The organism is Sphingopyxis sp. DBS4 (assembly GCF_024628865.1).
GTDB lineage: Bacteria > Pseudomonadota > Alphaproteobacteria > Sphingomonadales > Sphingomonadaceae > Sphingopyxis.
This window is the reverse complement of record NZ_CP102384.1, coordinates 1,250,016-1,264,879: the sequence shown is the minus strand read 5'-3', so window position 1 is coordinate 1,264,879 and position 14,864 is coordinate 1,250,016. Positions and strand designations below refer to the sequence as shown.

At 64.4% G+C, this 14,864-nt stretch carries 13 protein-coding genes; 3 read left to right on the top strand and 10 right to left on the bottom strand.

Features of this window, described 5'->3' with window-relative positions; genetic code table 11:
• Positions 1–108: 108 nt before the first annotated feature.
• Positions 109–894, top strand: coding sequence for an SDR family NAD(P)-dependent oxidoreductase (locus tag NP825_RS05860; RefSeq protein WP_257549309.1), 786 nt, complete (start codon positions 109–111; stop codon positions 892–894).
• A gap of 136 nt (positions 895–1,030) precedes the next feature.
• On the opposite strand, the gene NP825_RS05855 is transcribed toward NP825_RS05860, so the two are convergent.
• Complete coding sequence (locus tag NP825_RS05855; protein WP_257549306.1) at positions 1,031–2,509, bottom strand: NAD(P)/FAD-dependent oxidoreductase; 1,479 nt, start codon at positions 2,507–2,509, stop codon at positions 1,031–1,033.
• 210 nt (positions 2,510–2,719) lie between these two features.
• Here NP825_RS05855 and NP825_RS05850 point away from each other — a divergent pair, with 210 nt between their 5' ends.
• On the top strand, positions 2,720–3,178 hold the full coding sequence (locus NP825_RS05850; protein ID WP_257549304.1) for a heme-binding protein: 459 nt from the start codon (positions 2,720–2,722) through the stop codon (positions 3,176–3,178).
• On the opposite strand, the gene NP825_RS05845 is transcribed toward NP825_RS05850, so the two are convergent.
• From NP825_RS05845 to NP825_RS05825, 5 genes are all read right to left on the bottom strand, one after another.
• Positions 3,154–4,497: an MFS transporter gene (locus tag NP825_RS05845; protein WP_257549302.1), complete on the bottom strand. Its 1,344-nt coding sequence runs from the start codon at positions 4,495–4,497 to the stop codon at positions 3,154–3,156. The two genes, NP825_RS05850 and NP825_RS05845, sit on opposite strands and share 25 nt — an antisense overlap.
• Positions 4,491–5,360, bottom strand: coding sequence for an SDR family NAD(P)-dependent oxidoreductase (locus tag NP825_RS05840; RefSeq protein WP_257549300.1), 870 nt, complete (start codon positions 5,358–5,360; stop codon positions 4,491–4,493). The genes NP825_RS05845 and NP825_RS05840 overlap by 7 nt, the downstream gene beginning before the upstream one ends.
• The gene (locus NP825_RS05835) at positions 5,360–6,160 is read right to left on the bottom strand and encodes an acetoacetate decarboxylase family protein (RefSeq protein WP_257549298.1); all 801 of its coding nucleotides are present in this window, start codon (positions 6,158–6,160) and stop codon (positions 5,360–5,362) included. The genes NP825_RS05840 and NP825_RS05835 overlap by 1 nt, the downstream gene beginning before the upstream one ends.
• 71 nt (positions 6,161–6,231) lie before the next feature.
• Complete coding sequence (locus NP825_RS05830) at positions 6,232–7,242, bottom strand: Rieske (2Fe-2S) protein (protein WP_257549296.1); 1,011 nt, start codon at positions 7,240–7,242, stop codon at positions 6,232–6,234.
• 166 nt (positions 7,243–7,408) lie between these two features.
• Positions 7,409–7,963, bottom strand: coding sequence for a TetR family transcriptional regulator (locus NP825_RS05825; protein WP_257549293.1), 555 nt, complete (start codon positions 7,961–7,963; stop codon positions 7,409–7,411).
• Positions 7,964–8,137: 174 nt separating this feature from the next.
• Between NP825_RS05825 and NP825_RS05820 the strand changes: the two genes are divergently transcribed.
• Positions 8,138–8,803 carry an O-methyltransferase gene (locus NP825_RS05820; RefSeq protein WP_257549291.1) on the top strand — a complete coding sequence of 222 codons (666 nt, stop codon included), beginning with the start codon at positions 8,138–8,140 and terminating at the stop codon, positions 8,801–8,803.
• A 120-nt stretch (positions 8,804–8,923) separates the two neighbouring features.
• Here NP825_RS05820 and NP825_RS05815 read toward each other — a convergent pair whose 3' ends face one another.
• The 4 genes from NP825_RS05815 to NP825_RS05800 form a co-directional block, all read right to left on the bottom strand.
• Positions 8,924–9,829, bottom strand: coding sequence for a LysR family transcriptional regulator (locus NP825_RS05815; RefSeq protein ID WP_257549289.1), 906 nt, complete (start codon positions 9,827–9,829; stop codon positions 8,924–8,926).
• Between the two features lie 92 nt (positions 9,830–9,921).
• Entirely contained in the window at positions 9,922–11,115 is a 1,194-nt protein-coding gene (locus NP825_RS05810; RefSeq protein ID WP_257549287.1) for an amidohydrolase family protein, read from the bottom strand.
• Positions 11,116–11,254: 139 nt separating this feature from the next.
• Positions 11,255–12,499, bottom strand: coding sequence for an MFS transporter (locus tag NP825_RS05805; RefSeq protein WP_257549285.1), 1,245 nt, complete (start codon positions 12,497–12,499; stop codon positions 11,255–11,257).
• A gap of 13 nt (positions 12,500–12,512) precedes the next feature.
• Positions 12,513–14,795: a TonB-dependent receptor gene (locus NP825_RS05800; protein ID WP_257549283.1), complete on the bottom strand. Its 2,283-nt coding sequence runs from the start codon at positions 14,793–14,795 to the stop codon at positions 12,513–12,515.
• Positions 14,796–14,864: the final 69 nt, after the last annotated feature.

Sequence of the window (14,864 nt, the reverse complement as noted above, 5' to 3'; positions counted from 1 at the left end):
CACAAAAATCCATGCAAATTTCCGCAAAGCACGGATTTCCTCTTCCTTATCGATCGTAAATGCGTGACAGGATGGCGACATCCTTTCGCACTTTGGAGAATCGGTTCGATGGACCAGGATCAGCTTTCCCCCACGCTCGGCGCCCCCGGCACCGCGGTGATCGTCACCGGCGGCGCGTCAGGCATCGGGCTCGCGTCGGCCGAGGCGCTTGCGGCGGTGGGGCGCAACGTCGCGCTGTGGGATATCGACGGCGGCAAGGCATCGGCGCAGGCGGACGCGATCGTCGCCCGCTTCGGGGTCAAGGCGCTGCCGATCGCGATCGACCTCACCGATATCGCCGCCTATGCCGCAGCGATCGACGCGAGCCGCGCCGCGCTCGGCCCGCTCGGCGGCCTCGTCCATGCGGCGGGGATCGTCGATACGGGTTCGCTGGAGGGCATCACCCCGCAAAGCTGGGACATGGGGATCAACACCCACCTCCGCCCGCTAGCACTGCTCACCCAGCAGCTTTATGCCGATTTCGCGGCCAATCCGGGCTCGGCGGTGGTCGGAATCGCCTCGATCAACGCGACGCTAGGCAATGCGGTGAACCCGATCTACAGCGCCGCGAAGGGCGGGATGCTGTCGCTGGTCCGCGCGCTCGCCGACCGGCTGGCGCGCGACAATATCCGCATCAATGCGGTATCGCCGGGGCAGATCAAGACACCGATGATGCAGCCCGCGATCGACAATCTGCCCGAAGGCTGGTTCGAGCGGCGCATCCTGCTCGAGCGGATGGGCGACCCAGCGGAGATCGGCCGCGTCGTGCGCTTCCTGCTGTCGAACGAGGCAAGCTACATCACCGCCGCCGAACTGGTGGTCGACGGCGGGAATATTTCGTCGCAGCGGCAATAGGCAGCGCGGCACTAGTTTGGATCGTCATTGCGAGCGAAGCGAAGCAATCCAGAGTGGCGTAAACCGCCCTGGATTGCTTCGCTTCGCTCGCAATGACGGCAATAGGGGTTGATCTTGACCGAGGCGCGCGCCGCGCTCAGGCTTGAACCTGCGCGCCCATCATCTCGAAATCGGCGAAGTCGGGCTTCGCCATCACCTCGGCGAAATGACCGTAGCTCCACGGCCAGGTCATCGGGACGCCATCCTTGCCCAGGTACCAGCTTGAGCAGCCCGATGCGAAGATCGTGCCCTTCGCGGCCTCGGTGCGCGCCCGGTCGTAACCTGCCATTGCATCCTGCGTGACGGAGATTTCGGCGCATTCGCCGGTCGCCACCTTGTCGAGAAGCTGCTCGATATAGCCCCACTGGCGTTCGGCCACGTCGATCAGCGAGAAATTGCCGACCGGCCCCGTCGGCCCGTTCAGGAAGAAGAAGTTGGGGAAATCGGGGAGCGAGATTGCATTGTAGGCGGTCGCATGGTCGCGCCACATCTCGTCGAGCGATGCGCCGCCGCGCCCCGTCACCACCGCCGGGCGGATGAAGCGATCGGCATGAAAACCCGTCGCGAGGATGATGAGGTCGAGCTCGTGGAGCACCCCGTCGCTGGTGCGGATACCCTGCGGCTCCACGCGTTCGATCCCCTCGATCACGATATCGACGTCATGCTGCTGGACGACCTGATAATAGTCGGGCGAGAAGATCAGCCGTTTGCACGCCGCGCGGTAATTGGGGCGCAGCCGTTCGCGCAGCACCGGATCGGCAACGCTTTGCTCCAGATTGTCGCGCACGATCGTCTCGATGATGTGCATCTCTTCGCTGTCGGGCTTGATGATACCCGCTGTGAAACGCAGCACGTTCGCCTGATATTCGGGGTCGTAGCGCACCGCGTCGATCAACGCCGGGTCGCGGCGGAAAGCTTCGCGCTCCTCCTCCGTATAAGGCGTATTCGGCATCGGCATGATCCATTGCGGCGAACGCTGGAAATGGCCGAGCTTGGCCGCGCGCCCGGCGAGCGCCGAGACGAGCTGGACGCCGGTCGATCCGCTACCCACCACGCCGACGCGCCGACCGTCGATCGGGGTCGATTCGTCCCAGCGCGCGCTGTGCGCGACCGTGCCGGCAAAGCTGTCCAGCCCCTCGATCTCGGGCATGCGCGGGTGATGGAGGACGCCGGTCGCGGTGATTACCACATCGGCCTCGATGGTCATGCCCGCTTTGGTGGTGACGGTCCAGATGCCGCCCCGATAGGTGCAGCTATCGACCTCCTGCCCGAAATGCGCGATTTCGCGGAGGCCATAGCGGTCGGTCACGCCCTCGAAATAATCCTGGATTTCCGGGCCGGGCGCCAGATAACTGCTCCATTCGGCATTGGGCGCAAAACTGTAGGTGTAGGCGTGCGCGGGAACGTCGCAGTTGAGCCCCGGATAGCGGTTCTCGCGCCAGGTGCCGCCGATCGTATGCGCCTTTTCGAGCAAGGTGACGTGCCGATAGCCCGCCTCGCGCAGCCTGATGCTCGCCAATATCCCCGACATGCCCGCGCCGATGACGACATATCGCAAATCCAGATTGCGCTGCACCTTATCCACTCCATCTGCCTGTTTCGATACTCTCCCCTATGCGGCCGCCACGGACCCGACATCACTCAAACGGACGATTTCGTGCCGGCATTCTCCCTCTATGGGCGTGACAGCAAAAAACCCGCGAATGGGGCCAGGAAAGACCGGTTCCACCGTTCGTCCGCGAGGTTGCCCCCTATCATGCCCCGCTCAGCTCGAAGGAAATCCAGATTGACTGCGATCACGCTCGATCAAGCCAATGCCATTATCGCCGCGGGTCTGGCAAAGGGCCGCGAGCTTGGCCTTCAGCCCCTCGCGATCGCAGTGCTCGATCCGGGCGGTCATCTTCTGGCCTTTCAGCGGCAGGACGGCGCCACGACATTGCGTGTCCAGATCGCGTCTGCGAAGGCCGGCGGCGCGCTCGGCCTCGGCGTTTCGTCACGCAGGATCGGCGAGATGGCGGCCGAGCGTCCCGCTTTCATCGCGTCGCTCGGCCCGATCGCGCCGCAGGGCGTGGTGCCGGCCGCGGGCGGCGTGATCGTGGCCGACGACGCCGGCCTGATCCTCGGAGCGGTGGGGGTTACCGGCGACACCTCCGACAATGACGAACTGTGCGCGCTTGCCGGGATCGCGGCTGCCGGACTGACCCCCGCGCAGAGCCAGGGTCAGCCTTCAACCGCGCGCCGGTAGTGCGGCAGCGCCACCAGCAACAGCGCGATGATGAGCGGCAGCACGGCGGCGCCGGCAATCGCGATCGAATAGCCGAGCGCGGCCTGATCGCCGAAGCCGAAATCGGTGATCGCGGCGATAACGCTCGCACCGAGACCCATCCCGATCAGGTTGACGAAGAGGAGCGAGATGGCGGTGACCTGACCGCGGAGCTGGTTCGGCGTCACATCCTGGATCGCGGTCAGCATCACGCCCTGCGACGCCTGACCGATCAGGGTGCCGATCGCCATCATCGTCAGCGACAGGAAGGCCGTCGGCATCAGGGGAGCGACGATGATCGGCAGCCCCTTCAGCACGGTGGCGATCAGCACGACACGCATATTCGCGTCCGCACGCCCGCTCTGCATCAACCGGCCGGCAAGCCAGCCGCCCGACAAGGTCCCGACGGTGCCGCAGACGAGCATTACCAACCCGTAGGAGAGGCCGACCTCGGCCGGGGTCATCCCATAGCTGCGAATGAGGAAGGTCGGGAACCACAGCGCGGTGCCGATCGCGAGCAGCGCAATCAGGCTGAGCGAGCCGATCAGCGATCCGAAGAGCGCCCAACGCTCGGCAATGTAGGCAAAGCCTTCGCGCAGGCTGCTCTTTGCCGAGAGGTCGGCGGCCAGTTCCTGCCGCGCGGGTTCGCGGATCGTCATCATCAGCGCGGCGACGACGAGTCCCGGCGCCGCCGCGCAGAGGAAAACCGCCTGCCACGGTGCGAAGGTGCCGAGGACCGGCAGCGTCCATCCCCCCGTCCCGGTGAAATGGCCGAGCAACCAGCCGCCGAACAGCAGCGCGAGCCCGCCGCCGATCGGATAGCCGATCGCATAGAAGCTGATCGCCAATGCTCGGCGGCGGCGCTCGAAATAGTCGCTGATCAGCGAATAGGCGGTGGGGCTGAGCGTCGCCTCGCCGACCCCGACCCCGACGCGCGCGAGGAAGAGGCCGATGAAACTGCTCGTGAAACCGCATGTCGCGGTCATCAGGGACCAGAAGAGTACCCCCCAGACGATCAGCGTCGCCCGCCGTTTCGTGCGGTCGACGAAGCGCCCGATCGGCAGCGCGGCGACGCTGTAGAGCAGCGAGAAAGCGAAACCCTGCAGCAGGCTGATCTCAAAATCGCTGAGGCCGAGATCCTGCTGGATCGGTTCGACCATCAGCGTCAACACGCGCGCATCGATCGCACTGAAGCAATAGCCGGCGAAGAGGATCGCGACGACGAGCCAGCGATAGACGCCGCGAGATGGAGAGGCCTCCACCTCCGGAGCGGCAGACGCGGACGCCGCCGCGCTCACCATGCCGAAGGCGGATCCCGCCGCGCCAATATCTGTTCGGTGCGCGCCGCGATCAGCACATCATTCTCCTCGCTCTCCGGCAGCAGCCAGAAGCGCCCCGCACGCACGCCGTCCAGCGCGAAGGCCGAAACCTCCGCGGGTTCGGTCAGCTTGAGTTTCAGCCCCGTCGTGCGGACCAGATCCTCCATCGTGCGATAGGCGACCTTCGTCTGCGCTTCATTCTCGACATAATCCGCCGGGCGCACCTCGCCCGAGGCCATGATCGCGGTGTTGACCGTATGCGGGCCGGGGAAGAGGACCGCAGCGCGCAGCTTTCCGCCCTCGCGCAGGAGCTGCTGGTGCAACACTTCGGAGATGCTGGTGACCGAGGCCTTGGTTGCGGCATAGATCGGTGTATTCGGAAGCGAGCGCAGGCCGCCGTTGGTCGAGCTGGTGTTGATCACCACCCCTTCCTCGCCCGCCTCGATCATCCGCGGCACGAACGCGGCGATGCCGTGAACGACGCCGAGGACATTGACGTCGATCCCCCAGCGCCAGTCACTGAGCGGCAGGGTCCATATCTTGCGCTGCGCTTCGCCCAGCCCGACCCCGGCGTTGTTGAAGAGCAGGTGCACGGTACCGAAATGTGCGAACACCTGATCGGCGAGCGCGCGCACCGACGCTTCCTTCGTGACGTCGCAAGCGATGGCGAGCACTTCGCCCGCGCCCAGCGCATCGATTTCCGCGCGCACCGTTTCGAGCCGCGCGGGATCAATATCGGCTATGACGACATGGGCGCCGGCGCGAGCGAGGTCGGCGCACAGGCATTTGCCGACGCCGCTCGCCCCGCCGGTAACGACCGCCACCCGGCCGGAGAAATCCTGCATCAGGCAGCCTTCCGCGCGCCGAGTTCGAGGCCGGTGTTGCGTGGGTCGTCGTGGCGCCCCACCCAATGCGGCGCGATCCATTCGCCGGGCACGGTGCGCAGAATGGTGCCGCCGGTCGCGGTGCCGCCCTCGACATATTCCATGTCGACGAGACGGCGGACCGGGATGTCGGCGAGCGGATCATAGGGCGATTCACGGAGCGTGATCGTTCCCGTCATCGCACGCCGCCCGCTGTAATTGCGCACCCAGTTGAGGCGGGTGAGAAAGACGTCGCCATCGAACTGACCCGGCGTGTCGATCGACGGCATTCCCTTGTAGCAGAAGAGATGCTCCTCGAACGCCAGCGGCGCATCGACCGCCTCGCCGATCGTGCCTTCGATCTCGAAATAGGCGATGCCGTGGCGCGAACAGGTCGCGCGCAGATGGTCGCCGTTGCGCTCGAAATGCGTCTCGGCGACCTTCTTCGGCTCGCCGAAACGCTCGCGGCCCGAGGTGACGACGGTTTCGCCCTCCATCGCCATGTGGAAGCAATAGGCACCCGGTGCGCCCTCGTGGGTGCAATTGACGCCGACGGTCAGCGCGCCGATCTCGACCGTGTCGGTTTCGGTCACATGCATCGCGACATGAACCATCTGCAGCCAGATTTCCGGGCGCTCGACCGCAACCAGCGGCTGGGGCAGCAGCGCGGCGATCACCTCGGGATCGGTTTCATAGGTAGCGCGGATACCATAGACGGTGTTCTTGAGCATTCCCGGCGCGCGGGTTTCGACTGGTCCCTGGACATAACGCAATCTGGACATCGCAATATTCTCCCAATGGCGCCCGCGGGCGCAGTTAGAGGATCGATCCGTACTGAACGAAAAAGGGGGTGTTATTCGGCCGCTTCGACGAGACGGCTTCCCTCGGGACCGTCGGCATAAAATTGCTCGAAATAGCGGCGGAAGCGAAGGATCGGACCGTCTCCGTCGCAGAGATAGGGCCGGGCACGGTGGATTTTATTGTGCCAGATCGGAATGTCGCCCTCGACGCCCTTCTGGCCGCACGTGCTCTCGATCGCCGCCTCGATCGCCTTTTCCTGCGGCGACCCGGGTTCGACCTTCGGATGGGTGAAGCAGAAGCGCAGTTCGACGTCATCGGCCTCGACCGGCGTCGCGATCACCAGCAGCGACAGTTCGACGAGCCCGCTCAGCCGCGTGAATTTCTGTCCCGCCCCGTTCTGGACGGTTTCCACCGAATAAGGGAGTTGCTTGCGCTCGCCCGACGGCAGGTCGACCGTCCGATGGCCCCGCGCGACGCTGCGCCGCAGGACGCCGTCATAATCGGTCTCGCCCTCGGGCACCGCATCCATCGCATGGACATAGGCGAAGTGCGCGACGTCGACTCCGTTTTCGGCAATTTCCTGCGGATTGCTGGCAAAGCGCCATTCGCGCTTGACCGGTTCGGCAAAGGCCGGATCGATGAATTCGGGATAGTCGATGACGTCGAACATCGGCGCGACATCGTCGGGATGATACCAGGCCCAGATGACGCCGCTCTTTTCGGCGACCGGATAGGATTTGGCAAGCGGCTCGCGCTTGGCACGCGGCGGAAAGGCCTTGGCGTAGGGGATCGCACTGCAAAAGCCATCCGGGCGGAACGCCCAATGATGGAAGGGGCAGCGCAGACTGTCGCCCTCGACCTGCCCGCCGTGTCCCATATGCGCACCGAGGTGCGGGCAATAGGCATCGAGCAGCCCGGCCTCGCCGCTCTCGTTGCGGAACAGCACGAGGTCGCGGCCGAAATAATGGACCGGCCGTACATCGCCCTGCTTCAGCTCGGCACCATAGCCGACCCCGAACCAGCCATAGGGGATGGGCATCGGAAAGCGTTCAACCTTTGGCAACGTCAGTCTCCCGAATGGCCGCCCTTACCGAGCGGTCCTTGTGAGGCGAGTGTATCGACTGCGACGCTGGAGGTAAGACCCAAATGGCGCACAGTTTGTGCGCTGTGACGAACAATGGACCGCGGCGGAGGCGTCCGGTCCGTCCCTCGTCCGGCAAATGCCGGAATTAGCGGGTTATCAACCGTTCGAGATAGGCACACAGCATATCGGCCAGCGCCCCGGCATAAGCTTCGATTTCATCCGGTGCGCGGGGCACAGACGAGAAGCTGGCCCCGACTTCGCCGAGCGTCGTTTCGATGAGGTTACCGGCGCGCGACCGATCCTCCGGCGCGACCCCGGGCAGGACCTCGCGCATGAAGGCTTCGAAAATATCGGCTGAGGCCGCCCGGACCTCAATCGCTTCGGGGGCATCGCGGTAAAGGGGCGCGGCATCGTCGAGCGCACCGCGAATCTGCGCCTCCTCGCATTCGGAGCGGATGAAGGCATGAACGAGCTTGCGCAGCCGTATCAGCGGCGGCGTGGGCTTGTCGGCGAGGATATCGCGCAGCAGCTCCGAGGTGCGACGCCATTCATCGCTTTGCAGCCTGAACAGGATCGCCGCCTTGTTGGGGAAATACTGGTAAAGCGATCCCACGCTGACCCCGGCGCGCTCGGCGACTCGCGCGGTGGTAAAACGGGGCGCTCCTTCCGCCATTAAAACCTGAACAGCGGCATCGAGCACGGCCGAAACCAGTTCGGTCGAGCGGGCTTGTTGCGGATGCTTTCGCGAGGAAACCCGCGGGGTTCTTGAGCGGGGCATGGAGAACTCCCTGCAATGCGAATATGAAACGCGACGCATTATTCGTATTTTCCATACCGGGCAAACATTCCTTCGCCCGACCATCGGAGAAACCACATGACCACTCTTGCCAGCGCCCCTGTGGCGCCTCTTCTCGATCGCCTGTTCGCCGAGGCCGACGCGGCATCGCCGCTCTCCAGCCCTGCTTTTGCGGCGCTGTCCGACGACGAAAGCCAGCGGCTGATGCGGAGCAAGAAGGATTACCGCGAACTATATGCGAATCTGAAAGAGTTTGCCTTGCCCGTGTCGCGCGAAACCGGACGGTTGCTCTACATGCTAGGCCGCGCCACGCGGGCGCAATCGATCGTCGAGTTCGGAACGTCGTTCGGTTTGTCGACCCTGCATCTTGCGGCGGCCCTCCGCGACAACGGCGGCGGCCGACTGATCACCAGCGGATTCGAGCCTTCGAAAATAGCGCGTGCAAGGGGCAATCTCGTTGCCGGCGGGCTCGCCGATCTCGTCGAGTTTCGCGAAGGCGACGCGCTCCGGACGCTTGCCGTCGACTTGCCGGAACAGATCGACCTGCTCCTGCTCGATGGCGCCAAGTCGCTCTACAGGGACATCCTCGATCTGGCGGAAAGCCGGCTTCGCCCGGGCGCGGTGATCGTCGCCGACAACGCTGATTATTGTCCGGAATATCGGGACCATGTCGGCTCGATCGCGAACGGTTATATCACGATGCCCTTCGCCGACGACGTCGAGCTGTCGATCTGGCTGGGCTGAACGACGCTTCCTGCCGGCCGACATCGGGAGATGCCGGCCGGCAGAACGCTCTGACGGCCGGGCGCAGGCCGCAATCGGCAAGAACTGTCGGGATGACCGGACGGGGTAGAACGATATCCACTAATATCGCGCTGCGAGCGACGCCGCCATCGACGGCCGGACCTTCACGCGCGAGAATTGGCGGACCAGATAGTCGATGAAGGCGCGCGTCGCGACCGACATGATCCCCGGCGAATAGACGACCCAGCATTTCCGGTCGTAAAAGGACCATTCGGCGTCGAGCGCGAGCATTCCCCCGCTGGCGAGATCCTGGCGGACGATGCTGACCGGAAGGCTCGCGATGCCGAGCCCCTTGCGCGCCGCGCTGCGCAGCGCGATGCCGCTGTTGCTCATCCAGCGCGCGTGGACCTTGACGCTGACATCGTCGTTGAAACTCATCGTCGCGCTGAGGTCGGTCAGACAGTCATGCTCCAGCAGATCCTGCGGCGCCTGCGGCCAGCCGCGCGCCGCGACATATTGGGGCGCGGCGCACAGGCAATAGGAAAGATAGCCGAAGGTGCGCGCACGCAGATTGGAATTGGGCAGGACGCCATAGCGGATGACAACGTCGAAACGCTCCTGCACGATCTCATTCTCGTTGAGATAGGCGATCGGTTCGATGACGATGCCGGGATGCTCGGTACTGAATTCGGCGAGCAGCGACGACATGAAGTCGGACCCGAAAATGTCGCTGAGACCGACGCGCAATCGCCCGACCGGTTCGGTGCTGTAGCGGCCGATCTGCTTTTCGACTTCGCCGAGGCGCATTTGCAGGTCGGCACATTCGCGGTGAAAACTCTCGCCCGCGCCAGTCAGCGAAAGACGGCGCGTGGTGCGAAGGAGCAACTGGACCCCCAACCGCTCTTCGAGCTCATGCACCGTCTTGCTGACATAGGATTTGGAAACCCCCAGATGATCGCCCGCGGCCGTAAAACTGCCTTGCTCGACAACCGCCAGAAATTCCTCGATTCCGCGCCAGCTCGACATCATCCCATCCCAAAAGGCCGGGATGCTATCAAGCAGGCGCCCGAATGCAATTGGCTATAAGCCCCTCCCCCCGGGGGAAGGGCTCGTCTCGATCATTCCGCCGCCTGTTTGACGAACAATTCGCGGCGCGGACCGATCTGGCCCGCGACCTTCCACAGCGCGTCGGCGTCGACGTCGTATACGTCGAGCGCGTTGATCCCGAGCATCGCCTGAATATCGTCGTCGGGCAGGCCGCCGAGGCTGACCGTCATCTTTTCGAGCGTGCTCGGCCAGGTGCCTTCGGGGTGCGGATAGTCGGTACCCCACAGGATGCGATCGACGCCGATATCGTAATAGGCCTGCGTCGTTTCCTCATCGGGTAGCGCCGAACAGCCGACCCAGACGTTGCGCGCGAAATACTCGCTCGGCTTCATGCTCATATTGGCATAATAGTCGCCGAGCTTGCCGCTCGTGTGCTTGGCCGATGCGCGAATGTCCATGAGCTGCATCACCCACGGAAACCAGAATTCGCCGCCCGCCTCGGTGAAGCAGACCTTGAGCTGCTTATATTCCTCGAACACCCCGCCGAAGGTCATCGACCAGAGCGGCCGCGTCATCCAGAAGGCGAATTCGCACAAATAGGTGCCGATCCAGCCGGGCTGGGTCGTATCATAAGCAGGCGCCCCGCCCGAATGGAAATGAAGCGGCATGTTATAGTCCTGGAGCATCGCCCAGATCCGGTGATATTTGGTGTGATTGTAGAGGTCGTATCCCTCGGTCACCGCGGGGAAGAACACACCCTTGAGCCCGTTCTTGCGCGCCCATTCGATCTCCTTCGCGGTTTCGTCGAGATCGTAGAGCGCCGGGATCACCGCAAGACCGATACGACGATGCGGATCGTCCTGGCAGAATTCGGCGAGCCAGCGGTTGTGCGCGCGGGCGCCCGCCCATTGCAGTTCGGCGCGCGCGGGCGATGGCTTCAGTCCGATGTCGGCGCCGAACGGCGGCGCGTTGCGTTCGGTGATGCCGTCGGGAAACAGCACTTCGGCCGCGACCCCGTCCTGATCGAGCACGCGGTTGCGGATCGTGCCGTCCCATGCGCCCTCGAGGCCATCGCCGACGCGCGCGCGCCACTTGTTGTTGAAATCGTCGATCAGGAAGCGCTTTTCATGCTCCTCGCGCGCCTTGATCTCGAGCTGCACCGTCTCGTCGAACTGCTGGTGATATTTCGATTCGAGATAGTCGCGATATTGCTCCGGCGGGAGGCCGACGTGGCCGTCCGACGAAATGACAAGATAACGATCCATGATTCCTCTCCGCTTCATTTTTTCCATGCACGCCGTGCCCGGCCGCTGACGCAGGCGGGACCAGGCGGATCTCGATGCTTCGACATTATGCGCTTCGCGCGCGCGAAAAAGCGGCCCGGCGGCAACGCACTATCGCTCGTCATGAACAATGTTCGAGCCGGACGGGGGCCGGACGCAGACTGGCAAGCAACAGCCCGCCGCTGATCGCCACCGCGATCGCGAACGGCGCAGGGAGCCAAAGCTGATACGCCATCGACGCGGCGATCGGCGGCAGGGTGATCGATGCGCCGGCAATCAGCGTGATCGCCGATGCGATGCCGACCTGCTCGCGCGCCGATCCGGCCAGCGACGCCGCAGCGCTGAAGCCCGGTCGCGCCAGGCCGTAACCGAAGCTCGCCAGCACAAAGCCCGAGACCGCCGCCCATACGCCGCCATCGAGCATGGCCGCGATATTGCCGCCGCAGGCCAGCGCCGCCCCGGCGCGCATCATCGTCGCGGGCGACAGCGACAACAGCCGCACGAGCCCCCATTGGGCGAGCAGCGCGGCGATCGCGCCGCTCGTCATGGCGATGCCGATCATCTGCTGCGCGGTCAGCGCCGCGGGCGGCGTGCGGTCGATGATGACGAAGCCGATCGTATAGAGGTTGATCGCCTGCGCCGAACAGAGAAGCAGCCCGAAATTGAGATGACGGCCGATTGTTCCCCGCCGCCACACCTCGGTGAGCGAGGGCGCATCGGGGTCGCCCGACGCCACTGCTTCTCCCGGTGAGGTGGCCGGAAGAAATATATAGCTTCCCCCGAGCGCCAGCAGCCCGAACAGCGCGAAGCCGAGCATCGGCCCCAGGGGGCCCAGCGGATCGACCATCATCGCGGGGGCGATCGCCGGGCCGACGATCGTCCCTAGGCTGAGCGCGCCGGCGAGTCCCGTGATCGCCTGCGTCCGCTGCGCGCCTTCGGTCCGCGCCGCGACGAATGCCTGCGTCGCGGTCGCCGCCGCCGACCCGAGCAGGCCATAGACCGAGCGCAGGCCAGCAAAGCAGCCGAAGGTCGCGAGTGGCGGCAGCAGGCCGGTCAGGCCAAGTTCGACCGACAGCGCGCAGCCGCCCATCGACAGCAGGAAGCCGACCAGCCCGGCGCGGATGTAGAAGGCCGCCCCGGCCCGCTCGATCCGTGACACCCAGAAGGGCGAGCTGATCGCCCATGTCAGCGCCGAGACCGAGAAGATACCGGCGACGAGGAAATCGGGGATATGCAGCATCCGCCCGATCGCCGGCATCACCGACACGAGGCCGAGATTGCCGATCGCGGTCAGGAAGGTGACGGCCCCCAGAAAGGGCAGCACCCACCGCGACCCGGCGAACGACGGGGAGGACAGCGCCGACATCGAACCGCCCCGATCAGAAGCGAATGCGCAGCTCTCCGCCGAAGCTGCGCGGATCGCCGAACTGACTGAGCGTCAGGACGCTGAGGTTGATCGCGCTGACCAGATATTCCTTGTCGGTCAGATTCTTGCCCCACAGCGCGACCTCGGCGGTCGTACCGCCGCCCAGCGCGATCCCGGCGAGCGCGATGCGGCCGTCGAGCAGGCCATAGGAGGGCATCTTGGCCAGCGGATCGGGGGTGATCGACGAGAACTGACTGCTCCGCCAGCTATAATTCAGGCTCGTCTCGAGCCGCGCGCCGCCGACATCGTGGCGATAGAGCGCGCCGATTTGGTAATTCCATTTGGGCACGCGCGAGAGGACATAGGTCTTGGTGACGTCGGTGCCGTCGGGCAGGACGAAGTCGGTGTAACGCGCATCGACATAGCCGCCGCCGAAGTTGAAGGTCAGCCCGTCGACCGGACGCAGCGTTCCCTCGACCTCGAAGCCCGTGAACTTCGCCTCACCGGCGTTGATGATGTTCGTCGTCACCAGCGACGGGACGAACACGCCAGCCTGAAAATCCTTGTAGATCGAATGATAGACGGCGGCGCTCAGATTGAGCGCGTTGCCGAGGCCGGCATATTTCATGCCGAATTCGAACGACGTCAGCTTTTCCGGGTTATAGGCCGTCATGAAGGCGCTGTTTGTCGCCGCCGTGTCATTGATGCCGCCGCTCTTGAAGCCCGTTGCGACGCGCGCATAGACCGAGAAATCAGGCCGGAATTTATAGAGAATGTTGAATTCGGGATTGAACCGCTTCCAGACACCCGAATTTTCAAGCGGAGTCAGATCGGTGTAACCGATCCCGCCGGAGCCCGGCCGCGCCCCCGCGGCGGGGCCACCGCTACGGGTGATCGGATTGCCGTCCTTATCGCGCAGGAACACCCCCGATCCGGGAGAGGCCGGATCGGTTCGATAGGCGGAATTGGAAAGCAGCAGCTCATAGGCGTGCTTGGATTCGCGCGTGTAACGGAGCCCCACCGACGCCGTCAGCTTCTCGTCGAGTGCGCGCGGCGTCCACGCAAGCTGGCCGTAGCCGGCATAGGATTTCGAATGGCCGCCGCGCTCGCTGATATCGAAGGCGTTGCCGCCGAACTGGAAGTTCCAGCGCGGATTATACACGTCGTAATCGTCATCGAGGTAGAAGGCGCCGAGCGTGTATTTGAAATCGCCGACAGTCCCGATCGCCTGAAATTCCTGGGTGAACTGCTTGTAATTGTTGTCGAGAATGATGCGCAGCAGGTCGAGCGGACTGCCGTCGAAATCGCTCGCCGACCGCGTAACAGCGGTTCGCCGTGCAGTGATCGACTTGAGCGTCAAGTCGCCAAGACCAGGTTCCCATTCGAGCGTCAGCGCGTGGCCGTTGGTGCGATAGTCGCTGCGGAGCGCGCTTTGCGCCCCGATCTCGCGCGTTCGCCCCGAAACGACATAGGGCGCGAGCAGCGCGTTGACGAACGCGGTCGTGCCGGACCCGGTGACCGCGGTGGTCGCGAGCTGGTTGGGAGTGCCTTTGCTGTCCGAAATATCATAGCTGTAGAGCGCGCTGAAGCTGTCCGACGGCCGCCACAGAAGATCGGCCCGCGCCGCCCACAATTCTTCCTCGCCGAAATTTTCCTTGCGCAGCGAATTGCGATAATAGCCGCCGTCGAGCTTGGTGATCACGCCGACCTTGGCGCTGAATCCCGCCACCTCGGGCAGATCGACCGAAATCCGCTGGTTGAACTGCCCCCAGCTCCCGACGCCCGCCAGATATTGTCCGCCGAACTCGCCGCTCGGCTTGCGGGTGATCAAATTGACCGCGCCGCCGATCGTATTCTTGCCATAGAGCGTGCCCTGCGGCCCGCGCAGCACCTCGACGCGTTCGAGATCGACCGTGTCGAAGGCAGCACCGGTCGATTTCCCGATCGGCACGCCGTCGATATAGAGGCCCACCGGCTGGTCGCGGGCGAGGCTGGTGTCGGCCGACGGCGACAGGCCGCGGATGGTGATCAGCGGACCATAGCTGTTACCGATGGTTTCGTTGATCTGGATGTTCGGGACGATCGTCGCGATGTCCGACACGGTGCGAACCTGCGCGCGGTCGATCGCGGCGCTGCTGACCGCCGAGACCGAGATCGGCACATCGACGAGCCGCTCCTCGCGCCGCTGTGCAGTGACGACAATATCGCCCTCACCGCTGGCGGCCTTGTCCGCCGCCGCGCCTTCGGATGCCTCCTGCGCCATCACGACCGATGAACTCAGCGCCGTCGCAGCCATGACCGCCCAAAGAGCAGTTTTCCGAAATACCATAATGCCTCCCTCTCCAGCAGCAGCTTCTTCCGAGCC